Here is a 25,918-nt window from a genome sequence, read left to right as displayed (position 1 = left end):
CCAAAACATCTATATTTATATGGTTAGATCATTAAAGAAAGTATAATCTTACCTTTAAAATGCTGTCAACAAATGACGCAATCGAAGAAGAATTCAGTTTTGAACATGTTACAAAACATACAATGAATAGACGACTCACTCGTCAACTTCCCTGCAAGCTCACGATCTTTTACCAGCTCTGGATCAGAAGTAAGATACAATTTTTCCTTTTTTCTGATTTTGGCATAAAATTTTGTACCTAGAATTATTCATTGTAGCAATAATTTCTCTAAAACAAGCGCCACTCCATCTTCATCATTTGTCGCTGTTACAAAGTCGCTATGTTCTTTTAGTTCAGAAGCTGCATTTCCCATCGCCACACGATATCCGGCTACCGCAAACATGGAAAGATCATTATGACTATCTCCGATCGCAACGGTATCTTTCATATTGTTGTTGTAATGAGAGGCAAGTTTCGCCAACGAACGCCCCTTCGTCGCCTGTTCATGGTTGATCTCGATATTATTCGGATGCGAGGAAGTAACGGTTACGTTGGAAACCTCTGCAAACTTCGAGGCAGCAGTTTTTAATATGTCTTTATTCAGCGAAAAAACAAGTACTTTATAAAAAACGATATCCTTTTGCAACCATACTTCTTGAATGTCGTCTACATACGTCACGCGCGCCTGCTGAAACTGTTTCTGAACAATCCTCTTTAAATCTGGATACTCTTCACCCACACGATCGGCTAGCGCCTCCAAATGCTCCCTATTATGTAAACCAACGTAGACTTCCTTGTTTGTATAAATTTCACAATATAAATCATGTTGCTGTCGAACCCACTCTAAAACAGGAACAAGTTTTTGCTTATCTAAAGGAATATCGTCGATGATAGTCCCATCAGCAAGAATAATCGAAGCACCATTCAAGCTTATAATCGGACAGACAATCCCAGCCCGCTGCAATGGCAAATAGGCATCCTTATACGCCCTACCCGTCGCAATAGCCACTAAATGTCCTCCCCTTTGCGCCTGAATAATCGCTTCTTTATTTCTTTTGCTAATTTGGCCATCAGAATTTAACAACGTTCCGTCCATATCTAATGCAATGATCATTGGTTGATCCCCCGTTTCTTTGTGAGATTCGCCTTTAAAACTGCCTTCTGTATCGCTGATAAATGTAGCGTTACTATAATTAAAACTCTACATCATTATAATACAAAATTAGGGTGTTGAGGATGGAATTACATAAAAAAGCAATCCCTTCTCTAATGGATCGCTTAATTGTGTTTCATTCAACATTGTTTTTTCGATGATTCTGTCTGACGTTTCATCCATTTATAATATCCAGCTGTAGAAATACCTGTAACCTCATATAAATAGAACAACTGGAAATGGAACTCTTAATCCATGAATTATCTTACATTCTAAAGGATGTTTCTTTTTGTCGCATCCGCTCCTTTCTCTAAGCCAAGAGCTTTATTTTCTCCTCTGGACCGGATTTTTGCACGATCTTCCTTCATTCGATTCCATCGTTTTTCTTTTAGACCATCGATTCCTTCTCTTTGATCATAATTCATCCATCTCTGTAACATCGTGTTATGAATACGAAATTGTTTTACCCTAACCCTCATAAAAGTACTTATGAACAATGCCCATTTTAAATTTTGTAGAATAAGTTTTTCTCTGTTTTCCTTAGGCTATCGCCGATTTTTAGAGTTGGTCTTTTTCCTTGTTCCATTCAACTATCGCCCCGTTAATGGAGAAAATCGCTTATCGAAACACAACTTCATATACATAAAAATCAATAAAATAAAGAAACCTAAGGAACAATAGCATAACTTAACCATCAACTATCTTTTCCAACAACATAGTAACCATTTTTCACTAAAAAAGAGAACGGAATGAGATATCATGAGGAATATTGCTGCATTCTTTTCAATACTTATGCCTGGATTCGGACAAATATATAATGGTCAGTTCATTAAAGGTGCCTTCTTTATAATAACTGAACACTTTGATAATGCATTAGGCCAAATAAACAAAGCCATTCACCTTGATCTTAACGGATTACACCAACAGGCTGTAGAGACGACCAATTTTGAATACATGTTATTTTACCCTGGATTTTATGCTTATTGCGTATGGGACGCATGGTATTACGCAAAACCAAATGCTGACAAGACAAAAACCGCCATCCCTTTTATTATGGGCGGTTTCCTTGGAGAGATAGGTGCAATATTAGCGAACCGATTACCGATACCTACTCTAACGGTGGCAATGTTAATGATAATTCCTATGATTTGCGGAATGATTGCATTTAGGAATCAATAAGCATGGAATTGAAACACCTTTTGTTCAATTATTACTGCCCGTTAGTTGAAAAAAATCAGCAACATTCTTTAACAGATGTTTATTAAAAAAATTCTATATAGTTAGACAGTATCGCATTTTCTTTTCTATAAAGAGATAGTATCACTCGAAAATAAACCTTAATAAGTCAATATAAAAAGAGCAACGATTAATTGCTGCTCTTCCTGCATCAAAAAACTGAAAAAACGTTCCCGTTTTGATTCCTGTTTTTGTTAATTTTCATTTTTTTACTAATAGTTTTTGATCTCATTTTTCTAATCTCTGCTTATTCTCTTCCTGAGTAGCAGCTAATTTCTTCTGAGTCTCATCAATTGCTGTACTACTTGCTCTAATTTGTTAATCAATTCATAATTTGCTGTTCCTGAAATCTGGCTGCTGCAAAAAAGCTCTTTTTATGCATTGGTAAATATTTAATTTTTACTTGGGTATAATAAAAATAATAAACAAATGAACAATGGGAGAGTAATTAATCCATGGACAGAATCATTTTATGGTCATTTTCTATCATTGGACTTGCCTTATTGTTTTTCAGTTTAAGAAAACCACTAATCAAAGAAAGAAAACCGATAATCAAAGACACGATTTTAGTTTTCTTATTGAAAGCTTATTTGTCAACATATATTGGCATTTTTGTTGCAACAGAAAAAATGATTGAATACCCTGTAAGGTTTTTAAGTAAATATTTCGAGACCAGCATTATTTTTGAATCCTTTCTATATCCAATTATGTGTGTTTACTTTTTTCAAACAACTTATCATTCAAAATTTCTAGGCATTGTTCTACAATGTGCATTGTACACCGCTGCGCTAACGATCATTGAGGTTCTTTGTGAAAAATATACCGATTTAATTAAGTACCATACATGGACATGGATGCACTCGTTTATAACCATCTTTCTTCTATCACTTTTTGTTCGTATGCTTATGCAATGGATGAACAAAATAGATGAATCAAAGGCATAACGATAACCAGATACGTAATAAAACCGCCAACTAAATACACAATAATCGTTCCTGCGGGCTCTGTTTGATTATAGTATAGCCTGAAACTTAGGAAAGCCCTGTTCCAATCACTCTCCCTAATGAAATCATCAATAAATGCCTACTTTTCATGCTTCGTTGAAAGTTCGTTTAACTATTTGAGCTTTATTATTTACCAAGGAAGCCTTCGATAACCAACCGAACTACCGCAATACATCGGCATAAAAAGGCATCTTTGACTTCCTGTTCTTCCTTTCATAACGTCCGGGCTGTAAAATGGGTATTCCTAGCGTTCAATCGTTTCTATTTAGGAGCATTATCGATTAAATAAGCCATCGTTATACAGAGGTTAAATCCTTAAGATTCCATGTATGACAAATAGAAAAATGCGAAAGAACGTCAGGAAGCGGTACTAGGGAACAATTCACGTACAGTTTTAATGAATGGAAGCTGAAAAGGGGACAGTGTATGCCGTCCCTTCGAACTCAGTTTTCTACTCTACTCTTCTTAGCTTTTACTTTCGCTAATACGGAATCCGTCAATTGATGAATCACCATATCGTCTTGAGGCGGATGAAACGGGCCACACTGAACGTCGCGAAAAAGGCGTTCTAATTTATGATTTTTTGATAATGCATGGCCTCCTGCAATGCGCATCGCAAGCTCAACAATGCGTATGGCATTGTTGCATATGATATATTTTGCCATGCTAACTTCGTCTGAAAAACGATCTTTATGCTCTGGATTGTTTTCCCACTTTTCAGCAATCGCATACAACGTATGCCGTGAAGATTTCAACAAAATTTCAATTTGCCCGATTTTATCGCGGATGTGCGGGATATCGGCAATTTCCCCGCCAAAACTGCGAGAATATTTGGAAACGGCAAAATCAAGGATAAAATCTCTTGCAGCCCAAGCAATGCCTAGATAAACCGCCGGTACTTCCAGTGAATAAGCGCGGCTGTCTGCCATAAAACGATTGATATGGTTATCATCCAAGCGTGATAGCAAGGCCTCTTCAGGAACAAAGACATCGTTTAATTCGATATCATGGCTTCCTGTGCTTCTCATGCCAATCGTATTCCACGATTCTATCACCTTCACATTTTCGTTTTTTGTAATTAAAAATTCTGCTACTTTATCTTCGTCTTCCAGATAAGCACTAACAGTAAAGTGATCGAGAATTGGCGCCAATGAGGCAAATGACTTGACTCCTGAGATCATATAACCGCCAGATGTGCGCTTGGCTGTCGTGGAAGGAATTCCGCCTCTTGCCAAATTGCCGGTTTCTCTTTCGGAAGAAATGATATTCAGCATTTTTCCTTCTTTCACTGCTGCTCTGCAAAGCCTCGCAAACACCTCTTCCTTCCAAGGGCGAACGCTGCGCAAATTTAAAAAAGTAAGAAGATGCCAACCAACAGCAAGCGCAGTCGAACCATCCCCGCGAGCAAGCCTTTCCTGAACGAGCAATGTTTCATACAAGGAAATCTCGTCTCCGCCATATTGTTTTGGTACCGTCAACTTTAAATAGCCTTCTTTGCGCAGCAAATCAAAGTGTTCAAACGGGAATGCTCCGCTTTCATCGTATACATGAGCCGTTTTGGCAATTTGACTTGCCAGTGCTTCTGCATAACGAGCAAGCTTCTCTTCTCTTTCGTTCCTTATAAAGGGATCGAACTCTCTCACTGCCATACTGTTCTCTCCCCTCTCACTATTGGATGGCTAGTTTGGATTGTCTCGCCTGCGTATAGCGATTTACAGGCTTCTGAAGTCCTAAATGATCGCGCAACGTATCTCCTTCATACTCGCGTCGGAATAAACCTCGCTTCTGAAGAATCGGAATTACATAATTCACAAAATCTTCTAAATCTCTTGGATACAGCGGTGCCTGAAGAATAAAGCCGTCCGCCGCCTCCTCTGTAAGCCATTTTTCCAATTCATCGGCAATTTTTTCTGGAGTTCCAACAAAGTGGTCACGTCTGCCTGCACCGATGAAAAGGCGTGAGTAAAGCTCACCAACCGTTAAGTCTTCTTTGTTAATAATTCGTTTTATATCTTCATACTGACTCTGAATTCCATTTATTTCTTCTGGAAGATCCACTTCTTTTACCGGTGTATCAAGCGAATATTTCGTGAAATCGACATTTCCCATATAGCCGGACAAGAATTTTAATGCTTCATATGGGAGAACAAGCTTTTGCAGCTCTTCAAATTTTTGCCGCGCAATTTCTTCTGTTTCGCCAACGATTGGCGAAATGCCGACTAAAATTGAAAGCTCATCTGGATGACGGCCATAGTCTGCCGTTTTTGATTTTAAGCTTTTGTAAAATTCCTTTGCTTTCTCTATATTATCGCGATGCGCAAAAACGACTTCTGCCGTTCTTGCAGCTAACCGCTGGCCCGGTTCTGACGATCCAGCTTGCACGATGACCGGATGTCCTTGCTTCGAACGCGCAATATTAAGAGGACCACGGACGGAGAAATACTGCCCTTTGTAATCAAGCGTATGGAGCCTCTCTGGCTCAAAAAATACCCCTTTTTCCTTGTCGAAGACAAAGGCATCATCCTCCCAAGAATCCCACAGCCCTTGAACGACATCAACAAATTCTTCAGCTCGTCGGTAGCGTTCATCGTGTTTATAGTGCTCTGTTCTGCTAAAGTTTAGTGCCGTAGCGCCCGTCGCATCTCCTGTTGTAACGACATTCCAGCCAACACGTCCGTTACTAATATGGTCGACAGAGGCGAATTGCCGTGCTAGGATATACGGTTCTCCGTAAGAAGTTGAAGCTGTTGCAACGAGACCAATTTTTGATGTTGCTGTCGCAATCGCTGTAATTAAAACAACCGGGTCGAATCGATTTAAAATGTTTGGATGAGAATCCTCGTTAATCGCCAAGCTATCGGGGATAAACACCATATCAAATTTACCTCGTTCTGCCGTTTGGGCAAGTTGGATAAAGTGATGGACGTCTATGCTTGCTGTCGGTTTCGCATCCGGATGCCGCCATGATGCGATATGCATCCCCGTTCCAATTAAATAAGCAGCCAATTTAATCTGCTTTTTCTTTGCCAATTTTATCTCCCCCAAAGTTATGAAATTCCTTTTAGTTTTTGTAAGCGTCTTTAAATGTTTTTAATTCCTTTAACGAAATAAACGTTGGAATGTAGTTTCCCTTATAAGTTTTCTTAATGAAATTCGCCACTTCATCCGTTTGATAGATTTTGACCAGTTTCTTTAACTCAGGGCGATTGGCGTCTTCTTTCCGTGCTGCAATTACGTTGATATAAGGCTTTGCTGTTTTACTTTCATGAATAATGGCATCTTTCAGATACAATCCTGCTTCTACCGCTACACCGTTATTAATAACCGATGCATCAACATCATCCATGACTCGTGGAGTGGCCGCTCCATCAACAGGAACAATCTTAATGTGTTTTGGATTTTCTTTGATTTTGTCAGCTCCACCGTTTCCATCAAAATTGTCCACTACCTTGATTAGCTTTGCTTCTTGTAGTAATAACAAGGCACGCCCCCAGTTCGATGCATCATTTGGCACCGCGATCTTAGCATTTTTCGGAAGCTCGTCAAGAGATTTGTATTTCTTCGAATAAAGACCTAAAGGGGCAATCAGCGTCGTTCCAATCGGGACAATATCTGTACCGTTTTTTTCGTTAAAACTTGTTAAATATGCAATATGCTGAAACGCATTGACATCAATATCTCCTTCAGCTAGTACTTGATTAGGATCAACCGATGCGTTGAAAGTAACCAATTCAAGATCCAGTCCTTCCTTTTTCGCCTTCTCTTTAATAAATTCCCACGTCCGTAATTCCGAGCTACGAATGCCGACTTTAATTTTTTTATCTTTCGCTTCACTCCCTGTTGTTTTTCCACACCCCATCAAACTAAGAAATAAAATAAAAACAAAAATAGATATAAATACCTTTTTCACCATATTCCCTCTCTTCTCTCATTTAATGCTGACTACATTCTTCTAATTTTTCGCTCGATCAAATTCCCAAGTGATTGTATGCCCTGTACAAGTAAAACAAGAATCACAACCGTGACAACAATAGTGATGGTGCTGAAGCGCTGATAACCATACGTAATCGCCAAGTCGCCTAAACCACCGCCACCAATTGCTCCTGCCATCGCTGTGGCACCGATGAGACCAATCGTTGCCGTTGTTATGCTCAAAACAATAGAAGGCAGCGCCTCTGGCAAAAGAAAGCAAAAAATAATTTGCAATGGGGTAGCACCCATCGCTTGTGCACTTTCAATAATTCCTTTATCCACCTCTAAGAGAGAATTTTCAATCAGGCGCGACATGTACGGCCCAATATGAAGTACAAGCGGAACAATCGCCGCCGTTGTCCCAATTGCCGTACCGACAATAAATCTCGTAAATGGAATAATCGCAACAAGCAAAATAATGAACGGAATCGATCGTAAAATATTTACAATCGGATTTAAAATCGAGAAGACAAACGCATTCTCCAAGATATGACCTTTACGAGTAACGACTAATAAAATCCCTAAAGGCAGACCAATTAGTGACCCAAATACAAGCGATATGCTAACCATATATAATGTTTCCCAGCACGCCTGCAAAATTAGATCCAGACTAACCTCCATTGCGAATCACCTCATTCACTAACACATTTTGCTGTACGATAAAATCATAGGCCCGGGCAATTTCTGCTTCTTCCCCCTGCAACTCAACAATCAAATTTCCAAAAGGAACTCCTTGTAACTCATTGATGCTGCCAAATAAAATGTTCACGTCCACTGCGAACGATTTTGCCACTTGCGATAAAATCGGCTTGCCAGAACTTTCTCCAATAAACTCGATATTGTAAATTTTGCTGAACTTATCATTAGCTTGTAAAATATGAAAAATACTTTGTGGAATTTCGTCTCTTAAAACCGAACGAACAAAATTGCGTGCCGTCTCTGTTTTTGGTTTTGAAAAAATATCTAAAATCGTGCCTTCTTCGATAATCTCTCCGTTCTGCATAACGGCAACGCGATTACAAATTTGCTTAATCACTTCCATTTCGTGGGTAATCATCAAAATCGTCACGTTGTATTCCTGATTCACTCGTTTTAAAAGCTGTAAAATCGACGTCGTCGTTTGCGGGTCAAGTGCTGAAGTCGGTTCATCACAAAGAAGAATCGATGGATTTGTCGCCAATGCACGGGCAATGCCCACGCGCTGCTTTTGACCGCCTGATAACTGATCTGGATAGCTGTTTGCCTTATCAGAGAGACCGACAAAGTGTAACAATTCATGAACGCGCTCTTCAATCACAGATTTAGGTGTTTTACTAAGCTTAAGAGGCATTGCGACGTTGTCAAAAACGGTTTTGGACCTTAGTAAATTAAAATGCTGAAAAATCATTCCAATGTTTTTTTTCGCTTGACGCAACTCCTTTTCCGATAGTTTTGATAAATCCTGGCCATCGACTAAAACTTGTCCGGAAGTCGGTTTTTCTAGCAAATTAACCATTCGAATCAATGTACTTTTCCCCGCTCCGCTAAAGCCAATGACGCCGAAAATGTCCCCTTTCTCAATCGTCAAATTAATATTTTTTAACGCTTCGATCGTTCGATCTTCACTTTTAAAAATTTTCGAGGCATTCCGAAACTCAATCACTTTACTCCCCCCGCCTTAAAATGCCGGAACAACAGCTCCACCATATTTGTCTTCAATAAACTTCTTTACTTCTGGACTTGTTAATGCTTTTGCAAGCTTTTGAATCGCATCTGAATCCTTATTGTCTGGACGTGCTACTAAAATGTTGACATACGGGGATTGATCTCCCTCGATAATAAGAGCATCTTTTTTCGGTTTAAGACCGGCCTCTAAAGCATAGTTCGTATTGATTGCAGCAGCCTCGACATCATCAAGTGCACGCACTAGCAGCGGACCATCAACTGGAATAAATTGAAGCTTTTTATCATTTTTCTTAATGTCTTGTACGGTATAATTTTTATTTGTATTTGAAGATTCATTTAATTCGATAATTCCGTTAGCAGCAAACAATCGCAAAGCGCGAGAGAAGTTAACAGGATCTTTTGGGATTGCAATTTTTGCTCCTTTTGAAAGCTCATCAATCGATTTGATTTTTTTTGAATAAACACCAAATGGTTCAATATGAACACCAACAACTTTTACGAGATTTAATCCGCTATCTTTATTTGTCTGCTCCAAAAACGGAGTATGCTGAAAATAATTAGCATCCAACTCTCCATTTGCTGTCTGTTCATTCGTTTGAATGCCATCGTTAATGATTTTAATATCAAGCTTAACGCCTTCTTTCTCTAGCTTTGGTTTAATAAATTCAAGAATTTCCGCATGTGGTGTCGATGAAGCCCCAATCTTTAATGTTACTGTTTTCTCCTCAGTTTTATCTTTTGTATCCTTTCCATTACCAGATGCTTCGTTTTTACCGCAACCTATTAAAATACCAAATACAATCGTGAATAAGACCAATACATAAAATTTTCTCATTTTCCCAAGCACCCCGTTTCATTTAAAATGCTTTAATGCCTTTTTCGCCACTTCTGCTAAATAACGCGCAGCGATAGGCAAAGCCCGTTCATCCAACGTAAAAGCAGGGTGATGCCATTCATGTGTTCCAGAAGTCCCGATAAAAACAAACGAACCCGAAATTTTCTTTTGATAGACAGCAAAATCCTCTCCAGCCATTGATGGCGTCGGCTCAACAACGTTTAATCCCAATTGCTCAGCCGTTTGAACGGATAGCTCAGTAGCCTTTTCTTCGTTTAGAACAGGAGGCGGACCCGGCATCCAGCGAAGTGTTGCTTGAGCACCGTGAGCATTGGCAACACCAGTAATGATTTGTTGGATAAACTTCGGAATCTTTTCCCTCGTTTCGGCAGAAAACGCTCGAACAGTTCCTTCTAAGAAAACCGTTCTCGGAATCACATTCCATGTATTTCCTGCTGAAATGTGGGCAACACTGATTACCGCATTATCAAACGAACTTAATTGCCGGCTGACAATCGTTTGTAAAGCAATAACAATATGTGAGGCAACGACAATAGAATCAATGCCTGCATGAGGCACTGCGGCGTGTGTTCCAACACCTTCAACCTCAATGATAAAACGATCAACACTCGCCATTAATGGTCCTCTCTTAATACCGACTGTTCCAACCGGTAAATCCGGTTTATTATGTAAGCCAAAAATTGCTTTCACTTTCTCCAAGTGACCAGCAGCGATGACTTTTTCTGCTCCCCCACCAATCTCCTCAGACGGTTGAAAAATGAAGCGAACCGAACCATTTAGCTCTTCCTCTTCTTCCTTCAACAAATAAGCGGCACCAATTAAAGCAGCGGTATGAAAATCGTGACCGCAAGCATGCATCTTCCCCGGTATTTTTGAAGCATAAGGCAAGTCCGTTTCTTCTTGAATGGGAAGAGCAACGATATCAGCGCGCAAAGCAATGATTGGATCTTGCTTTTTCCCGCTTATCTGCGCTACTAATCCCGTTTGGAGGCTTGTTTCTAAAATCGGAATACCTGCTTGCTCTAAAAGTGAACGAATGGTTTTCGTTGTCTCGAACTCTTCGCCCGACAATTCTGGGTATTGATGAAAGTGGCGCCGGATCGCAATTAAGCGCTCTTCCAGATTAGATTGCCCCACAAACGGGCACCTCCTTTTTCATATCGAACCGATAGCACTTCACTAAAATATCATGGTTTTGAAAATCTTTTGACTGATCTCGCTTAAATCTGAGCCATTCATACAACTGTATCGCTTTTTGCATTTTATCGCTGGAATGCAAGTACAAGTGAACCGCCCCTTTGGATTGCGCATATCGGATACTTTCTTTCAACAATTTTTGCGCAATACCACGCCCTCTCGCCTTCGGATGAACTGCCAGCAGTCGGACAATCGGTGAAAAAATGTTTAATTCCGGCCGGCCATATGCCTTTTCCGATGACTCAAACAGTTGAAGGGTTCCGAGAATATCTTGGCCGCTCTTCGCCACCAAAATCCGATCCACATTCGGATTATCAACAGACGCCGTAATATCTGCCAAATAATCAAACCACACATTCGGATCTTGATAATCCCGCTCATACTGCCGGTAACTGTCAATCAGAAGCTGCCGCACCGCTTCTTTATCTTCAGCTAGCATATCATGTATCTGTACATGATTCGTTTTATTCATCCTCTTTCCTCCCAGTTATTACTCACAATCGAGTCCCTATTTTCGATAATGCAAGACAACGGTTCATTTAAAATTCCCGAAATTTTTTGAATATCTTCGTTCATACAGAATGTAGTTGCTGAAAATGAGTCAGTTAATTTACAGATGAGCGTTCAATACTTTCGCAAGATAACTGAGCCCGACTTTTGTCACCCCTTTGTATACATCCCCGCGACCAATTTCAACAACTGGTACGTGTCGAATGCCATATTTAACTTCTAAAATATCACGCAGTTCATCCCGATTCGTCACATCGATGGTTTGATAGTCTACCTGCTTTTCTTTTAAAAATTGTTTGACCTCTTGGCAATAGTGACATCCTTCTTTTGACCAGACGACAACTGATAATGGTTTTGACATCATAAATTCCTCCTTATGAATAAATCTATTTGTATTTTTCTTCCATTAAATCCGTTGTTGCACCGACAATCGGATGAGTCCCCAAGAACATGAGAATCTCTTCTCTGCTCCGTCCATTCGCTTCTGCCTGCTGTTTCACATCTTCATAAAAAGCCTGTTCGAGCATCTCTGCATTTGTGGAAACAGCATCTGCTTCTTTTACAGCCAGATATCGGACTTTAATCTACCAAAACAACTGATAACTCATATGCGTTTTCCTCCTGCTTTTATTCTTAGTTTATAGGTATGAATAATAGGTTTTATTTTTGTGATTTATCCTACCATCAGAAACAGTGAAAAGGCAATACTTCCAGTGATAGAAAGATTTATACGATTCATCCAAAAAATCTATCAATTCGTTTGAGATACTGATATAATTGCATTTTTTAACCGATGTTTGGCACGTTGCTGACTAGTTGATGAGCACGCTCGTCACACCAAAAAAAGCTCAATCATCATTCGATTGAGCTCAAAATAGGTATATTAAATTAAGAGGGGAATAAAACAGAAAAAGTTTACCTCACAACAGAAGTGACAGCTTGACTAGCTTTGATTGCTTGCTTTAGATCATATAGAATATCATCAATTGCCTCTGTACCAACAGATAAACGAATAAGTCCTGGTGTAACCCCAGCAGCTAATTGTTCCTCACTGCTTAATTGCTGATGCGTAGTGCTAGCAGGATGAATAATTAACGATTTAGAATCACCAATATTGGCTAAGTGAGAGAATAGTTGAACAGAATCAATTAATTTTTTCCCTGCTTCAACGCCGCCTTTAATTTCAAAGGTTAAGATGGCACCTTGCCCTTTTGGTAAATACTTTTTCGCTAACTCATAAGAAGGATGGCTTTCTAAACCAGGATAGCTTACGGATTCGACGGCTTCCTCTTTTTCTAAAAACTTCGCTACCTCTAAAGCATTTTGACTATGACGTTCCAAGCGCAAATGTAAAGTTTCAAGTCCCTGTAAAAACAAGAATGAATTGAATGGTGACAATGCCGCACCAAGATCTCGAAGCAGTTGGACGCGTGCTTTCGTAATATAGGCAGCTTCTCCGGCAGCTTCTGTATAAATGAGACCATGATAGCTTGGATCTGGTTCAGTTAGGCCTGGGAACTTTCCGCTCTTCTTCCAGTCAAACTTTCCACTATCGACAATAATTCCACCAATTGAATTTCCATGCCCTCCAATAAATTTTGTTGCAGAATGCACAACAATATCTGCACCAAAGTCAATTGGACGAAGTAAGTATGGGCTAGGGATTGTGTTATCAACAATTAGTGGAATAGAGTGATTATGAGCAATTTCCGCAACAGCTTCGATATCCAATACGTCACCTTTTGGATTGCCAATCGTTTCAGCAAACACTGCTTTTGTTTTGCTTGTAATCGCATGTTCAAAGTTTTTCGGATCGGTAGAATCCACAAATTTAACGGTAATCCCGAATTTAGGCAGCGTATGAGCAAACAAATTATACGTTCCGCCATAAATGTTTGACGAAGAAACAATTTCATCTCCAGCGGAAGCAATATTGATGATGGAATAAAAAACAGCTGCTTGACCAGATGAAAGCGCAAGCGCCCCCACCCCGCCTTCAAGCTCAGCAACCCGTTTTTCAAATACATCGGTCGTTGGATTAATAATTCTTGTATAAACATAACCTTCTTCTTTTAAGCTAAACAAATCAGCAGCATGTTGACTGTCATTAAATACATACGAGCTTGTTTGATAAATCGGTACTACTCTTGATAAAGTTGTGGGATCTGGCACTTGCCCCGCATGCACCGCTAAAGTTTCAGGCTGAAGCTTTCTTTCATTTGACATAATCATTTTCTCCCTTCCAATTTAATCTTGATAAAAATTTTCAAAAAAGACACCTATCTTCTTTGCTTAAGAATAAAAAGAAGATGCCTTTAGTTGACTAACCGGCAAATGTGAAAAGTATGCAAGATTTTATTTATCTAAGTAAATATATAGGTTTAGTTTTATATACAAAAATTTACTCCTAAAATCTATAAATGTCAATTTTCTTTTCTAAATTTTCTAAAGAAACTATATATATTCGTTTTAAGTTTTATTAGCTATAAAAAAGCGTAAGCTCCCTAGTTAGCCCGAAAAGCACGGGGAAGTCTTTATCTGCAGGACTGAAGTAATTCGATGGGTTTCAAATGTCTTCCACACTTTCTTATGAATATAAATGGCAGCTAACCATCCGGTTATTATCAAGATTTATTGGCTTTGGCTGTTCAAATTTGCACCTATTATACGCAAGCAGGCAGCGGCTTTGAAAAGAACATCCTTTTATAGAAAATGAGTCGTTTCTTTTTATAGAAAATGAGTCGTTTCTTTTGGTTTTTTCATATACTGATTCTCTTTGTACGGCAACCCTAAATTTCCACGTAGTGTATCACTCTGATACTCCCGGCTGTAGTAGCCCCGCTCTTCCAGAATCGGGATGACGTGCTGAATAAAATCGGTTAAGCCGCTGCCGAGAACAGGTGGAGCGAAAATGAATCCATCCGCTCCATTTCCCTCCACCCAGGCAATTAATTGATCGGCCACCTGCTCATATGTTCCAAAAAAAGCTCCTTTTGGAGTTGTTACCTGCAAAGCCACTTCCCGCAGCGTTAAGTTCTTTTCACGCGCGTTCTTCTTAATCCGATCGGTTGTCGATTGGAAGCTGTTTTTCCCGACATCGCCCACATCCGGAAACGGCTCATCAAGCGGAAATACACTGAAATCGAAGTGATCAAAGAACCGCCCTAAATAATGAAGCGCCTCTTCGATCGACACAAGGTTTTGAATCGCTTTGTATTTTTCTTCCGCTTCTTCAATAGTTGCACCGACAATCGGATGAATCCCCGGGAAAATGAGAATCTCGTCTCTGTTCCGTCCATTCGCTTCCGCCCGCCGTTTCACATCTTCATAAAAAGCTCGTGCCTGTTCAAGCGTCTCTGCATTGGTGAAAACAGCATCTGCCTCTTTTGCAGCCAGATTCTTGCCGGCTTCGGAAGAACCTGCCTGGAAAATGACAGGCTGCCCTTGATTCGAACGTTCGATATTTAATGGACCTTCAACAGAAAAGAAACGGCCTTTATGATTCAAAACATGAAGCTTATTTCGGTCAAAAAATTGCCCGGTTTCACGGTTTCGTACAAAAGCATCATCTTCCCATGAATCCCACAGTCCTTTTACGACTTGTAAAAATTCTTCCGCTATTTCATACCGAAGCGAATGCGGTGGATGTTCTCCTTTATTGTAGTTTCTTGTAGACCCCTCCAAAGGAGAAGTGACTACATTCCATCCAGCACGGCCACCGCTTATTTTATCCAGTGATGCAAATTGGCGGGCAACAGTAAATGGTTCACTATAAGTCGTCGATACCGTGCCAACCAGCCCTATTCTCGATGTTACTACTGCAAGGGCAGATAAAATGGTCAGCGGCTCAAAGCGATTCAAGAAATGAGGAATCGATTTTTCATTAATATATAATCCATCTGCAACAAAGGCGAAAGAAAATCCTGCTGCCTCTGCTTGTTGGATAATGGATTTATAATACGGAAAGTTAACACTGGCATCTTTTGGAACACTTGCGTCTTTCCATGCGTTCATGTGACTGCCTGGACCGTGCAACATAATTCCTAATTGAATCTGTTTTTTATGAGACATATTCTTCATCCCTTTCTTCATTGGTGTAGTCCTCATTCGAATGAATTGGACTTAGCAATTGAAAAGTCCGAATCCGTTCTTCTGTTTTTTGAAGCGGGGTGTGCAAAATAAATTCATCCACTTGATATTTTTTATGAAAATTTGTTAAAACGTCTTTGACATATAAAGGCGTGCCTGCAATAATATTGCTAGCTTGTTCTTCCACTTCGTAAGCTTCGTCAGCTTGCTTTCCGAAGGCATGCGCTTGCTCCAATGATTGAACTGTTACTGTACGACCGCTTTGAAGATGCACTTTGAATATTTTTTGCTCTCCTGCCAGTTGCTCCGCTTCTTGTTGTGAAGGGGCAGCGACAATGGCAACGGATACGAGAAAACACCCATCCGGATAGTTCTTTCGATAAACGCGTACCGCTTCTTCAAGCACCTTAATATCACCATTAAGAAATAGGCCGAATACAAAAGCAACGCCAAGGTCAGCGGCTAGTTGCGCACTTTGGGGACTAGCTCCAAGTAAAAAGATTTCAGGTTTTTCTGGAGGGATTGGTGTAGCTCGAATGCCAGCGAGCGGATGATGTTCGTCGACTGCATCTTCAATTAACTTTTGTAAAAAAACGAGGCGCTCTTTAAAGTCTTTTCCGCCATTCATCGTTCCGAACTGTAATGCCTTTGTTGACAATGGAAGTCCCCCCGGCGCCTTCCCAATGCCAAGATCAACTCTCCCAGGTGCAAGAGAAGACAAAACATGGAAATTTTCCGCAACTTTAAAAGGACTGTAATGTTGAAGCATGACTCCTCCTGACCCGATCCGAATCGAATTCGTCCGGGCAAGCAAATATGAAATTAATACTTCTGGTGACGCCCCCGCCAGTTGCTCCGTGTAATGGTGTTCCGATACCCAGAAACGCGAATATCCCCATTCTTCGGCTTTTTGAGCGAGATGGACTGTCTGCTGCAAGGCATCAAATGCCGAAGCCCCCTCAGGAATTGGGCTTTGATCTAACAAACCAAGCCGATAACTCATATGTATTCCCCCTGTTTTTATTCTTAGTTTATATATATGAATAATAGGTTTTATTTTTGTGATTTATCCTACCACCGGAAATAGTGAAAAGGCAATACTTCCGGTGATAGAAAGATTTATACAATTCATCCAAAAAATCTATCAATTCGTTTGCGATACTGATGTAATTGCATTTTTTTTAAATTTTTCAACCGATGAAAGAATGGTATTCCATATAAAAGGGGACTCAGGTCCATAATATGTTCCATGGATATACTGTTTTAGCATCATCAGATGATCGACGTTGACTTCCACCAGTTGGCCAGCTTCCAGTTCACTTTTAATGCATAAATAAGGCAAAAATCCGATCCCGCATCCACTTTGAATGAGCGATTTTGCCACTTCCAGATGATCCACCTGAAATTCAATTCGTGGTTCCACGTTCTCTACTTCAAAGATTTTGTGAACGCGATTCCAGTCAAATGCGCCGCACTCAAAAAACACTAACGGTTCACGTGCCAGCTGTTGCGCGGACAACTTTGACTGAAACTGAAATGGATGCCCTGGCTTTACAACAAGCCGGATCGAATTGTCAAGGAGCGGTTTATGCTGCAACGCATGATGCGACACTTCTTTCATAAACGCCACATCAATCTGCTTTTGAAGCAGCTTATCTATCAGCACCTCGTTAGACGCTGAAATAAACTTAAAACGAAGATCTGGATGCGCTTTTTTCCAGAGCGGCAGTGCAAACGGAATAAAATATTGAGATGTAATGAGATTGGCTCCAATGACAACCTCTTCCTGATCCGCTCTTTTTTTCAGTTGTTTTTTCCCCTGATGGAAAGTGCGGAGAATCTGCTCAGCATATGGAACGAACATTTTTCCTTTTTCCGTCAGTGTAATGCTTCTGCCTTGCCGTTTAAACAGTTCCGTATCCAGCTCTCGCTCCAATGCTTTGATCCGCGCCGTAACCGTTGGCTGTGATAAAAACAACGCTTCTGCTGCTTTATGAATGCTGTTAAAATGGACGACATACATAAACGCTTCAATATAATCAATGTTCATGTTTCTCCCCCTCTTTTTTTAAATATGAAAACAAAAAGCTCCCGAATGTAGATGCACTCAAGAGCTCTTGGATGACTAATCAGTTTCACGTGATTTTTATTCATTTTATTCATATTATTCCGATAAGTAAAGTTAATTTTTAAAAAAATTTCTGAGCCAAGTAAGTAAATGCAGAAATTTTTTCCCTGCTTTTTAAGACTCTGACTTTACATATCTTTTTCATTAGATTTAATATATCACTAAATCACTAGAGGCTCTCAACTCAAGGCGGGTTTTATCTTGAATTTTTATTTATAGGACTTTACATTAAAAAAGAAATAACAGGAAACCTTAATCTCATAAAAAGGCTGAGGGATATATAGCAAACATATGTAATGATAGTTTCAAGCCAACGTTTGTAGTTGAACTTAGAAAAGACCATTGAGGTCCATCTCCTAGATTTTCAGAGTGATGTTTATGGAAGAATTCATTGAATGTCAGCTTCTCTTGAAAAATAAGGGAGGAACGGAACTTCTCCTCTAAAAACATCAAATGAAGGAGGACATTTGTTATACAAATGAATTTTAACGCATCTCAGGAATTGTAGAAATGGACAAAACGCGTACTTCCTATCCTCTGAAAAAGGAAAAAGAAACATTAAAGTTAAAGAGAGGACACCACGCAAACGTGGCAATTCTTCAAAATTTCGTGGCGTTAATCACGAACAAGTATGCGTTTTAATCGCAAGTGACCGTCAAGAAGCCACTTATTCAGACGTTCTTGATAGAGGACGAATTGTGAAATCAACTCTAAATTGTCAATGTACAATACGCTTTGGAGAACTTTTTCGTTTTAAATCAGATGGTATAGAAAGAGTTTAAAAGAATTTACCATATCCAAAACGTAAACAACAGCCGTTTGAAAGGCTGGATACAACGATTCAATGGATTGGTGAGAAAATGTTCAACCATATTTGAGCTGGTTTCATTCTTAGATTTTAGATATTGTGAAACATCGAAATAATAACAAGTCAATAAAAAATGCTTGTAGAAAGTTGTTTATTTCCAATTAATGAAACCTATCATTCGCTAAGAACGTATAATTGGTAATGAAGGGAGGGCGTTGAAATGTATTTTCCATCAAAAAAAGACATATGGATGGCAATCATTATTTGGTTATCCATATTCGTTTTTATTATCCCACCAATTTTTGCTATAGAGCCAATAGGAGTCATTATGCTTCCTTCTATATTAAACAACAAACTCATTACGATGATCATCATGATTGTTCCGGCTCTGTTACTATCTTGGATCTGGTTTGATACGGGATATAAAATTGAGGAGTCCAAGATTATGGTCAAAAGTGGACCTTACAGGAAAACAATAAACATCAAAGAAATAAGCAGTGTAAGGACAACAAAAAATCCATTTGCAGCACCTGCTTTATCCATGGATAAAATAGAAATTAATTATGGAAACTTTGAAATCGTTACCATCTCACCGAAAAATAAAGATGAATTTATTTATCAATTACAAAAGCGAAATCCTGAAATACAAATAGATAATCATTTTTGAAGAAGGTTAGCTTTATAGCAACTTTCTTTTTTGAGATAGCTAATTAAAAACTGAGTCTTGCTGCTGTTCTAAAACTAAAACACGAAATTTGGCTAATTCTATCTATCTCTTTAAAAAAAGCTAGTCTTTAGAAAAAGTTAAAAATATCGAAAAAGTTTTTAAATATTCATTTCCAAAAATAATGCCACTCTAATTACTTCCTCCTTGGAATCGTCAGCGTCTTCCAATGCTTAGATTTAATTTGTTTGGCGATATAGACAATCTGTCCAACATGATAAGAGTAATGGTACATTTGCCGTTCGATGGCTTGAATGACGGAATGAGGTTCATTTCGGATGGTAACAGTTTTTAAAAGGTCATTTTCGTGCATTTCATTTAAAGTGTTCAAAAATGTCTCCCATCCTTTTTCCCAGCAAGCGAGGAGTTCTTCCCTGCTTTTCAGATCATTGATAAATTCAGCATCACGGTTTCTGTTCGGTTTTTCACCGTCGGAAATAAAAAAGTCGGTCCATCGGGAAATCATGTTGCCGCTCATGTGTTTGACAATAATCGCGATACTGTTTGATTCTTCATTGAAACAGTAAAAAAGCTCTTCTTCAGACAATTGCTCCATTGCTCGTTCTGCTATGTTTTTCATATCCAAAAAACGTTCCCTAACAACCTTTAAGTACTCTTTCCCAATGCTCATATCCACACCTCCATAAAGATCCTCTATTTATATCCATTCCACAAAAGGACCCTATATTCCTGTTTATACCAAAATGACCGAACCGCTTTATTGGCAAACCATTCAATTCAATCCTTTATATAAAGAAGCTATTTTTATTAAGCCTTTTTATAGCCAATAGCATATCCAGCTTAACATTTACATGTTATCGATATCGGATCAAAACAATTAAAAGGAATGGATAGAGAGGCAGTTCAACAATAGAAAAGAAACAAGTGTGCAGCATTCCTTTAATCTGTACATATGAAATAAAACACGTACCGAAGACATGCGGGCCTTTGTTAAACTAAGGAGTGGAGATGTAAACACTTGTATTCCCCTCTTCAAGCCCTCTAGCTTCAATGTGAACACGTGAATCGTCATAATATGATCGTGCTTTAAAGCACCAGTTATCATGATGAACCCGGGCATCCTTCATAGCCATTCTCCTTGCAATGTATAATGCAGCAGTTCAATACGAAAATTTTTTGTACTAAAAACGAGTCTAATCTTCTATCATCCTATCTATATATGTAATAGATAACAAAACAGGAGGTAATCAAGCGATGATGCTCTATGATATGAAAAATAGATTATATTATAAAGTAATCAATTCAGGCAGACCAAAAATGACGGATTCCCATCAAGGGAGATCATGGGGGTATGTCCTTAAAATATTGAATGGGAAGTACGTAAAATTTTGGATTGATTTTACAAGAGGCCGTTACATGTACTTCCAGCATGATGGAAAATGGTACCGCGTTCAATATTTACAATCCAACTATAAAAAGACAAATCAAGATATATTCAATGGTGTATTGATCGATTTGATCGTTGACGGTCAAGAGTTAAAGCTTATTAAGGGAAATATAGAAAAGCAGTTGCGGCTCGCCATGTAAGGCAAGCGACAACCATGTTTTCATCCTGGATCAAAATCGATCCAGGATGTGCTTTGTCAAACTTCTACTGCTTTTCCTTCCTCGACGATGTGATACATCAGATGGGCCAAATGGTGAATCGGTCCATATTCTTCCTCTTCCTCATTGATTTCGTCGCTGAATGCCAAATCGTTTAAATATAATGCCGCAAATTCATAAAAATCTTTCAGTTCAAAAGAGTAGCAAGCGCTCGGATCTTCGCTATCGTCTTCATATTGAAGAACAAGATATGATTCATTCCCATTCGTGTCTTCCGCATCAAAAAATACAAAAAAACCTATATTGGTGTCCAAATCAAACAAATGTCTTGTCCCGCCTTCAGTCACCTTATGATAATCATCCGCACTTAGCTTTTGAACAGTGATGCTTTCCATCTGGTCTTCGCTATGAAAATGGACAGTAAAGGATTTCATGGCTATGATCCCTCCATACTAGAGTTATTCTATAGGCTTAAAATATACTCAGCGAATAGGTTTTGGATAACAGTTCTAACAGTTTCATGCCGGTAATACTGTTTCCTTTTTCATCTAAGGCGGGGCCAAAGATGCCGATGCCAAGACGTCCTGGGACAGCGGCGAGGATTCCGCCTGAGACTCCGCTCTTGGCTGGAATGCCAATTTTAATCGCAAACTCCCCTGAAGCATTATACATGCCGCATGTGACCATAAATGTTTTGCAAATGCGGGCGACATGAGGCGGCATGATCCGTTGTTTTGTGATAGGGTCAAACCCGTCCATCGCAAAAACAAGCCCTATTCTCGCTAAATCGATACAAGTCATTTCAATGGCACATTGCTTTGTATATAAATCCATTAATTGTTCGACATCCTCGTCAATGATGCCATGCTGCTTTAAAAAGTAACATAACGAGCGGTTCAAAAATGCCGTTTCAAACTCCGATTGAGCTACTTCCTTAGAGTACGTGATCGCCGCATTCCCCGTCAGACTGTGCACGAACGTTAACAATTGATGAAACCGTTTCGTTACGGTTGTGCCATCAATCATATGTGTGACCGCTAACGCACCAGCGTTAATCATTGGATTCAGCGGCTTTGCTGGTTGTACTTCTTCTAATTTGGCAATCGAGTTAAACGGATCGCCCGTCGGTTCCATTCCGACTTTATGAAATACAGCTTTCTCTCCACGATTCATTAACACAAACGCGAGAGTAATGATTTTCGAAATGCTCTGGAGCGTTACGTTTTTCTCCGTATCTCCCGCACAAACAACCGTTCCATCAGGATAATAAATGGCAATGGATAAATCATCAGGGTTGGCCTTGCTAAGAGCAGGAATATAATTGGCCACTTTTCCATATTTCGCGTATGGTTTCGCTTGTTCCACAAATCGTTGCAATTCTATTGCAGTGTACATCATTTATCACCTTTTTTTATTATGCCCCGTCAGCTGATCGTTATGTAGACAAAAAGACAACCTCTAAACACATCATATGTTTAGAGGCCTTTTCGTTTGATCCATTTTTTATTAAGTTCATCCTGCTTTTTTTCAAGATCATAAATCATTTTATGAATCACATCGTTCACCATAATCATGTTCCTCACGCTCCGCTAGCTTATTTGTTGTTCATTATAAAAAAGAAAGTAACTCTCTACATCGGAACGCGGATGGAACTTTGATTCTTAATCGGTATGATTATCATCTCCGTCAAAAGTTGTAGCGTGTTGTCCGATCTTCTAAAACTTTAAGGAATGATCCCCATTTCTTTTCCTACACAAGCAATCTGCTCAAGCGCCCAGTCGAGTTCCGCTTTGGAGAAAGATGATGTGAGGGAAAAGCGAATTCTTGATGTTCCCTCTGGGACCGTCGGCGGGCGTATCACAACAGCGGCAATTCCATGTTCTTGAAGCCGCTCGCTAAACCGCACAGTGAGGTCGTTGGGGCCGATGATAATCGGTACAATGTGTGTGGTGCTTTCTCCAATGTGAAACCCTAATTTTTTTAGCTCGTGACGAAAATAGTGACTGTGGGTTTGCAGTGTTTCCCTTCGCTCCTGTTCCGTTTGAACAATTTCTATCGCTTTTTCTATCGAGCCAAGAACAGCTGGAGGTAAAGCCGTTGTAAAAATAAAACTGCGCATCTTATTCATCAAGTAATCAATGAGCCACTGTTCTCCGGTGACGTAAGCTCCAAAACATCCTAACGCCTTACTGAACGTACCCATTTGAATGTCAATTTCGTTTTGTAAGCGGAAATAATGGGCGAGACCTTCCCCTTGTTCGCCGTAAATGCCGCTACTATGTGCTTCATCGACCATCAGTATGGCATTATAGCGCTTTTTTAAGGTCACCAGTCCTTCAAGCGGTGCAATGTCACCATCCATGCTAAAAATAGTATCGGTCACGATCAGTTTTCGCTTATGCGACGGTGCCTTTTTTAATAGCGATTCTAAATGATTCAAATCGTTATGATAATAGCGATGCCGCTCCGCTCGGCTTAACATGATTCCATCGATAATACTAGCATGGTTCAGCCAATCGCTGAACACGATGTCATCCTGACCGATCAGTGCGGTGATGATTCCAATATTCGCTGTATATCCACTGTTAATAATTAAAGCCGCTTCAGCCTGTTTCCACTTTATTAACGCTCTTTCTGTTCTGGCATATTGTTCATAGTTGCCCACAATGAGACGCGAAGCGGTAGCACTGGCTCCGTATGTACGCATCGCCTTACATCCTGCTTCGATTAACCGTTCATCGCTCGCTAAGCCTAGATAATTATTCGAAGCTAGATTCAAAAGCTTTCGACCATTCATTACAATCCACGGATCGTCGAAAAAGGATATATCTTTTAATACCCGTTTTTGTGTTTTTTCTTCTAATTGTCGAAGTTCCGCTTGGATCTGCTCTTTCATCCCCATCCCCCTAATTGTTAACCTTTATTATTATTTTGTTTACATTATAACTATATGCCTTGAATATGCACAGCACTTCGAAGTATTTTTGCCCCTGAAAACCGAAAATGATTTTCTTTTTTCTTGTTTATTTAGAACAATGTTTTTCAAATGAAATGTTTTTTCACGAATCTTTTTAAAAGCAAAAATAAGCGATGCCTTTTGCACACATCGGCTATTTTGTACGAGAAAAAAGATAGTCATTTACAACACGTTACTTAATACAACGTTACTTAATACACATATCGACGCTATGCCAGTATCTTCTTTTTCTATGAGCGTGGAAGCAGCCCGTACGGATGAAAAAATTGATAGACACTCCTTGTATCTTCTCTAATCAAAAAATAAACGATGAGGTTCAATACCTCACCGTTGACACCACAAAGCTAAGCAGCAAAAAATCTTAGATATATTTATCTTGCTAAAAGGCAGAAAACGCTATGCAAGGAGGCTCCTACTATGAACCTCTCCCGAGAGAGGTTGTCGGTCTTCATTCACTTAACTTCTTGACTCTTGTTTCGATAAAAATTCAATCCGATTGTGAAACGGGTCACGGAAGGAAAAGCGAATGACGTTTGGAATCGGTTTTTCGTCTTGCGTTGGTACGCCGTTTTCTTCCAAATAACGTCGTACTTCCTCAATGTTTTCCACTTCAAATGCCGGATGGCTTTTACTGTTGTAACCGTCACGCTTTTCCACGCCAATATGCAGTTCAATATCGCCGACTTTGTACCAAAGGCCCCCGTTTCCTTTTAAAGACTCTGGTTTTTCAATTTCTGTAAAGCCGAGCAAATCAGTATAAAATGCGCGCGCCTCATTCTCAGCACCAATTGGAATACAAATTTGCACATGGTCAAGTCGTTTCACAAGAATATTCATCGTTCTTCCCCTTTTCAAGCTTGAAATTTTCCACCGATTCGGCGTGTAAACATGAACGCCGCCATTCCAAATATCCACACAACCGCTTCAACAAGCCAAATGTTTGTTACAACACCGGCTTGATATAGAGCAGGCATGACATCCATCAGCGCATGCAAAAGAATCGCATAGATGACAAATACGAACCGCTGCTCGCGAACTCCAAGCAACACAAGCAGTGACATTGCTATATGGAAAGAGATCGCGAACACTCGTTCAATACCGCCTAACACGTACATAATAAAAGGCGTATCTTGTATCCTTTCCTTCAATAAATCTGCTTGTTCCTTCGGAAGGGTAGAGGCTATTGTATGGTCGAACGCTCCGGAATGGATGAGAATTGCCAAAATGAGCGCATTCACCGCTCCAAGCACGCCGATCAATATTGCCTCTATACCGCCATGTCCTAAACCGAACGATAATCCGTCTTTATAATCGCGCTGCTTCTTCAACATCCATTTGAATCCTACATAGCGCCCAAATTCTTCAAAGATTCCCGCCGCTAGCGTCGCATACACGACAAACCAAACTACACTACCTGTCCATTTTAACGATGTACCGCTTGCGTCTATCATGACAACATGCAAGGCTTTTTCGAGAATTTGTGAAAATAAAATAAAAATAAGTACCCCTACACCGAACGGCTTCCATGAGAACAATTGCTTTTTACGTAAATAAAGGAGCAACCCTATCGGAAAGAAAAGTGAAATAAGCAGCTGAACGACCATGCCTGCCATGGTAAAAGCGCTAATCATTTTATCTCCCTCTTTTCAATTTTTATTCCCATACTGTCATTCGTTCCGCCAGCGTCGATGTATGTAACTCCAGCTGTGTGCCGTCCGGATCAAGGAAGTTGACCGACCACCCACGCCCACGCTGAACCGGTTCCCGGACAATCGGTACATCGTTTTCTTTTAACCGCTGTACCGCTTCAGCAAAATCTTGTTCATCAATAAAAAAGGCCACATGGTCCACACCAAGCTGCTGACGCTGTCTTTCCATCTCCGGTCGCTCCTGCAAACAAACCCATGCGCTTCCCCATTCAAGATACGCATCCTTTCGTCCGCGATGAACGAGCTTCATATGAAGCACATCGACATAAAAGCGAAGAGAACGCGACAAATCACTTACATTGATGGTCACATGGCTAAATCCTTGCACATTCATGTTTGCTCTC

The 25,918-nt window shown here is 39.8% G+C and carries 26 protein-coding genes and 2 pseudogenes; 5 read left to right on the top strand and 23 right to left on the bottom strand.

The genetic code is table 11. From position 1 onward, the window contains the following. Window positions 1-248: 248 nt before the first annotated feature. Complete coding sequence (locus HNR31_RS09430) at window positions 249-1,094, bottom strand: Cof-type HAD-IIB family hydrolase (RefSeq protein ID WP_181555993.1); 846 nt, start codon at window positions 1,092-1,094, stop codon at window positions 249-251. 798 nt (window positions 1,095-1,892) lie between these two features. Here HNR31_RS09430 and HNR31_RS09425 point away from each other — a divergent pair. Both HNR31_RS09425 and HNR31_RS09420 read left to right on the top strand, forming a co-directional pair. Continuing rightward, a complete protein-coding gene (locus tag HNR31_RS09425) occupies window positions 1,893-2,312 on the top strand; it encodes a hypothetical protein (RefSeq protein ID WP_181555992.1) in 420 nt (139 codons plus the stop codon). Window positions 2,313-2,824: 512 nt separating this feature from the next. After that, complete coding sequence (locus HNR31_RS09420; protein ID WP_181555991.1) at window positions 2,825-3,313, top strand: CBO0543 family protein; 489 nt, start codon at window positions 2,825-2,827, stop codon at window positions 3,311-3,313. Here the strand turns inward: HNR31_RS09420 and HNR31_RS18700 are convergent. From HNR31_RS18700 to HNR31_RS09350, 15 genes and pseudogenes are all read right to left on the bottom strand, one after another. Then, window positions 3,312-3,463: pseudogene (locus HNR31_RS18700) on the bottom strand (amino acid permease); the annotation flags it as partial. The gene HNR31_RS09420 and the pseudogene HNR31_RS18700 sit on opposite strands and share 2 nt — an antisense overlap. Before the next feature lie 353 nt (window positions 3,464-3,816). Continuing rightward, entirely contained in the window at window positions 3,817-5,022 is a 1,206-nt protein-coding gene (locus HNR31_RS09415) for an acyl-CoA dehydrogenase family protein (protein WP_181555990.1), read from the bottom strand. A gap of 19 nt (window positions 5,023-5,041) precedes the next feature. After that, window positions 5,042-6,403, bottom strand: a complete 1,362-nt coding sequence (locus HNR31_RS09410) for an LLM class flavin-dependent oxidoreductase (RefSeq protein ID WP_181555989.1) — start codon at window positions 6,401-6,403, stop codon at window positions 5,042-5,044. A gap of 31 nt (window positions 6,404-6,434) precedes the next feature. Continuing rightward, a complete protein-coding gene (locus tag HNR31_RS09405) occupies window positions 6,435-7,286 on the bottom strand; it encodes a MetQ/NlpA family ABC transporter substrate-binding protein (RefSeq protein WP_181555988.1) in 852 nt (283 codons plus the stop codon). 29 nt (window positions 7,287-7,315) lie between these two features. Beyond that, entirely contained in the window at window positions 7,316-7,966 is a 651-nt protein-coding gene (locus tag HNR31_RS09400) for a methionine ABC transporter permease (RefSeq protein ID WP_181555987.1), read from the bottom strand. Next, the gene (locus HNR31_RS09395; RefSeq protein WP_181555986.1) at window positions 7,956-8,987 is read right to left on the bottom strand and encodes a methionine ABC transporter ATP-binding protein; all 1,032 of its coding nucleotides are present in this window, start codon (window positions 8,985-8,987) and stop codon (window positions 7,956-7,958) included. The genes HNR31_RS09400 and HNR31_RS09395 overlap by 11 nt, the downstream gene beginning before the upstream one ends. 15 nt (window positions 8,988-9,002) lie before the next feature. After that, window positions 9,003-9,845, bottom strand: a complete 843-nt coding sequence (locus HNR31_RS09390) for a MetQ/NlpA family ABC transporter substrate-binding protein (protein ID WP_181555985.1) — start codon at window positions 9,843-9,845, stop codon at window positions 9,003-9,005. Window positions 9,846-9,863: 18 nt separating this feature from the next. Further along, window positions 9,864-11,003: an amidohydrolase gene (locus HNR31_RS09385; protein WP_181555984.1), complete on the bottom strand. Its 1,140-nt coding sequence runs from the start codon at window positions 11,001-11,003 to the stop codon at window positions 9,864-9,866. Further along, window positions 10,990-11,535 carry a GNAT family N-acetyltransferase gene (locus HNR31_RS09380; RefSeq protein ID WP_258561042.1) on the bottom strand — a complete coding sequence of 182 codons (546 nt, stop codon included), beginning with the start codon at window positions 11,533-11,535 and terminating at the stop codon, window positions 10,990-10,992. The genes HNR31_RS09385 and HNR31_RS09380 overlap by 14 nt, the downstream gene beginning before the upstream one ends. Window positions 11,536-11,673: 138 nt before the next feature. Then, entirely contained in the window at window positions 11,674-11,934 is a 261-nt protein-coding gene (locus HNR31_RS09375) for a glutaredoxin family protein (protein WP_181555983.1), read from the bottom strand. Window positions 11,935-11,959: 25 nt separating this feature from the next. Beyond that, a complete protein-coding gene (locus tag HNR31_RS09370) occupies window positions 11,960-12,100 on the bottom strand; it encodes a hypothetical protein (protein WP_181555982.1) in 141 nt (46 codons plus the stop codon). A 388-nt stretch (window positions 12,101-12,488) separates the two neighbouring features. Continuing rightward, a complete protein-coding gene (locus HNR31_RS09365) occupies window positions 12,489-13,799 on the bottom strand; it encodes a homocysteine synthase (protein WP_181555981.1) in 1,311 nt (436 codons plus the stop codon). Window positions 13,800-14,300: 501 nt separating this feature from the next. Continuing rightward, window positions 14,301-15,644, bottom strand: coding sequence for an LLM class flavin-dependent oxidoreductase (locus HNR31_RS09360; RefSeq protein WP_181556114.1), 1,344 nt, complete (start codon window positions 15,642-15,644; stop codon window positions 14,301-14,303). Continuing rightward, complete coding sequence (locus HNR31_RS09355) at window positions 15,634-16,665, bottom strand: LLM class flavin-dependent oxidoreductase (RefSeq protein WP_181555980.1); 1,032 nt, start codon at window positions 16,663-16,665, stop codon at window positions 15,634-15,636. The genes HNR31_RS09360 and HNR31_RS09355 overlap by 11 nt, the downstream gene beginning before the upstream one ends. A 141-nt stretch (window positions 16,666-16,806) precedes the next feature. After that, window positions 16,807-17,712, bottom strand: a complete 906-nt coding sequence (locus tag HNR31_RS09350; protein ID WP_181555979.1) for a LysR family transcriptional regulator — start codon at window positions 17,710-17,712, stop codon at window positions 16,807-16,809. A 570-nt stretch (window positions 17,713-18,282) separates the two neighbouring features. Here HNR31_RS09350 and HNR31_RS09345 point away from each other — a divergent pair. Beyond that, window positions 18,283-18,800: pseudogene (locus HNR31_RS09345) on the top strand (IS1595 family transposase); the annotation flags it as partial. Window positions 18,801-18,818: 18 nt separating this feature from the next. Continuing rightward, entirely contained in the window at window positions 18,819-19,265 is a 447-nt protein-coding gene (locus HNR31_RS09340) for a PH domain-containing protein (RefSeq protein WP_181555978.1), read from the top strand. Window positions 19,266-19,458: 193 nt separating this feature from the next. Here HNR31_RS09340 and HNR31_RS09335 read toward each other — a convergent pair whose 3' ends face one another. Beyond that, entirely contained in the window at window positions 19,459-19,953 is a 495-nt protein-coding gene (locus HNR31_RS09335) for a DUF1572 domain-containing protein (RefSeq protein WP_181555977.1), read from the bottom strand. Between the two features lie 584 nt (window positions 19,954-20,537). Between HNR31_RS09335 and HNR31_RS09330 the strand changes: the two genes are divergently transcribed. Beyond that, the gene (locus tag HNR31_RS09330) at window positions 20,538-20,870 is read left to right on the top strand and encodes a hypothetical protein (RefSeq protein ID WP_181555976.1); all 333 of its coding nucleotides are present in this window, start codon (window positions 20,538-20,540) and stop codon (window positions 20,868-20,870) included. 56 nt (window positions 20,871-20,926) lie between these two features. Here the strand turns inward: HNR31_RS09330 and HNR31_RS09325 are convergent, their stop codons facing one another. The 6 genes from HNR31_RS09325 to HNR31_RS09300 all read right to left on the bottom strand — a co-directional run bounded on the left by HNR31_RS09325 (window position 20,927) and on the right by HNR31_RS09300 (window position 25,908). Then, window positions 20,927-21,322: a cytosolic protein gene (locus tag HNR31_RS09325; protein ID WP_181555975.1), complete on the bottom strand. Its 396-nt coding sequence runs from the start codon at window positions 21,320-21,322 to the stop codon at window positions 20,927-20,929. A 37-nt stretch (window positions 21,323-21,359) separates the two neighbouring features. Further along, window positions 21,360-22,283, bottom strand: coding sequence for a glutaminase A (glsA, locus tag HNR31_RS09320; RefSeq protein ID WP_181555974.1), 924 nt, complete (start codon window positions 22,281-22,283; stop codon window positions 21,360-21,362). Window positions 22,284-22,611: 328 nt separating this feature from the next. Continuing rightward, complete coding sequence (gene bioF, locus HNR31_RS09315; RefSeq protein ID WP_181555973.1) at window positions 22,612-23,784, bottom strand: 8-amino-7-oxononanoate synthase; 1,173 nt, start codon at window positions 23,782-23,784, stop codon at window positions 22,612-22,614. A 537-nt stretch (window positions 23,785-24,321) separates the two neighbouring features. After that, window positions 24,322-24,702 carry a VOC family protein gene (locus tag HNR31_RS09310; RefSeq protein WP_181555972.1) on the bottom strand — a complete coding sequence of 127 codons (381 nt, stop codon included), beginning with the start codon at window positions 24,700-24,702 and terminating at the stop codon, window positions 24,322-24,324. A gap of 14 nt (window positions 24,703-24,716) precedes the next feature. Then, the gene (locus HNR31_RS09305) at window positions 24,717-25,496 is read right to left on the bottom strand and encodes a YhfC family intramembrane metalloprotease (protein WP_181555971.1); all 780 of its coding nucleotides are present in this window, start codon (window positions 25,494-25,496) and stop codon (window positions 24,717-24,719) included. Between the two features lie 22 nt (window positions 25,497-25,518). Next, the gene (locus HNR31_RS09300; protein WP_181555970.1) at window positions 25,519-25,908 is read right to left on the bottom strand and encodes a VOC family protein; all 390 of its coding nucleotides are present in this window, start codon (window positions 25,906-25,908) and stop codon (window positions 25,519-25,521) included. Between the last annotated feature and the right edge of the window lie 10 nt (window positions 25,909-25,918).

The sequence above is a fragment of the Thermaerobacillus caldiproteolyticus genome, assembly GCF_013761245.1.
GTDB classification, from domain to species: Bacteria; Bacillota; Bacilli; order Bacillales; family Anoxybacillaceae; genus Thermaerobacillus; species Thermaerobacillus caldiproteolyticus.
This window is presented reverse-complemented; position numbering and strand designations above follow the sequence as displayed.

Bases quoted from the DNA above. Each gene is read 5' to 3' on its own strand.
- HNR31_RS09430 (WP_181555993.1), bottom strand. From the start codon at position 1,094: ATGATCATTGCATTAGATATGGACGGAACGTTGTTAAATTCTGATGGC.
- HNR31_RS09350 (WP_181555979.1), bottom strand. From the start codon at position 17,712: ATGAACATTGATTATATTGAAGCGTTTATGTATGTCGTCCATTTTAAC.
- HNR31_RS09415 (WP_181555990.1), bottom strand. From the start codon at position 5,022: ATGGCAGTGAGAGAGTTCGATCCCTTTATAAGGAACGAAAGAGAAGAG.
- HNR31_RS09305 (WP_181555971.1), bottom strand. From the start codon at position 25,496: ATGATTAGCGCTTTTACCATGGCAGGCATGGTCGTTCAGCTGCTTATT.
- HNR31_RS09390 (WP_181555985.1), bottom strand. From the start codon at position 9,845: ATGAGAAAATTTTATGTATTGGTCTTATTCACGATTGTATTTGGTATT.
- HNR31_RS09365 (WP_181555981.1), bottom strand. From the start codon at position 13,799: ATGTCAAATGAAAGAAAGCTTCAGCCTGAAACTTTAGCGGTGCATGCG.
- HNR31_RS09330 (WP_181555976.1), top strand. From the start codon at position 20,538: ATGATGCTCTATGATATGAAAAATAGATTATATTATAAAGTAATCAAT.
- HNR31_RS09310 (WP_181555972.1), bottom strand. From the start codon at position 24,702: ATGAATATTCTTGTGAAACGACTTGACCATGTGCAAATTTGTATTCCA.
- bioF (WP_181555973.1), bottom strand. From the start codon at position 23,784: ATGAAAGAGCAGATCCAAGCGGAACTTCGACAATTAGAAGAAAAAACA.
- HNR31_RS09335 (WP_181555977.1), bottom strand. From the start codon at position 19,953: ATGAGCATTGGGAAAGAGTACTTAAAGGTTGTTAGGGAACGTTTTTTG.
- HNR31_RS09405 (WP_181555988.1), bottom strand. From the start codon at position 7,286: ATGGTGAAAAAGGTATTTATATCTATTTTTGTTTTTATTTTATTTCTT.
- HNR31_RS09400 (WP_181555987.1), bottom strand. From the start codon at position 7,966: ATGGAGGTTAGTCTGGATCTAATTTTGCAGGCGTGCTGGGAAACATTA.
- HNR31_RS09325 (WP_181555975.1), bottom strand. From the start codon at position 21,322: ATGAAATCCTTTACTGTCCATTTTCATAGCGAAGACCAGATGGAAAGC.
- HNR31_RS09420 (WP_181555991.1), top strand. From the start codon at position 2,825: ATGGACAGAATCATTTTATGGTCATTTTCTATCATTGGACTTGCCTTA.
- HNR31_RS09375 (WP_181555983.1), bottom strand. From the start codon at position 11,934: ATGTCAAAACCATTATCAGTTGTCGTCTGGTCAAAAGAAGGATGTCAC.
- HNR31_RS09300 (WP_181555970.1), bottom strand. From the start codon at position 25,908: ATGAATGTGCAAGGATTTAGCCATGTGACCATCAATGTAAGTGATTTG.
- glsA (WP_181555974.1), bottom strand. From the start codon at position 22,283: ATGTACACTGCAATAGAATTGCAACGATTTGTGGAACAAGCGAAACCA.
- HNR31_RS09370 (WP_181555982.1), bottom strand. From the start codon at position 12,100: ATGCTCGAACAGGCTTTTTATGAAGATGTGAAACAGCAGGCAGAAGCG.
- HNR31_RS09425 (WP_181555992.1), top strand. From the start codon at position 1,893: ATGAGGAATATTGCTGCATTCTTTTCAATACTTATGCCTGGATTCGGA.
- HNR31_RS09355 (WP_181555980.1), bottom strand. From the start codon at position 16,665: ATGAGTTATCGGCTTGGTTTGTTAGATCAAAGCCCAATTCCTGAGGGG.
- HNR31_RS09380 (WP_258561042.1), bottom strand. From the start codon at position 11,535: ATGAATAAAACGAATCATGTACAGATACATGATATGCTAGCTGAAGAT.
- HNR31_RS09340 (WP_181555978.1), top strand. From the start codon at position 18,819: ATGTATTTTCCATCAAAAAAAGACATATGGATGGCAATCATTATTTGG.
- HNR31_RS09360 (WP_181556114.1), bottom strand. From the start codon at position 15,644: ATGTCTCATAAAAAACAGATTCAATTAGGAATTATGTTGCACGGTCCA.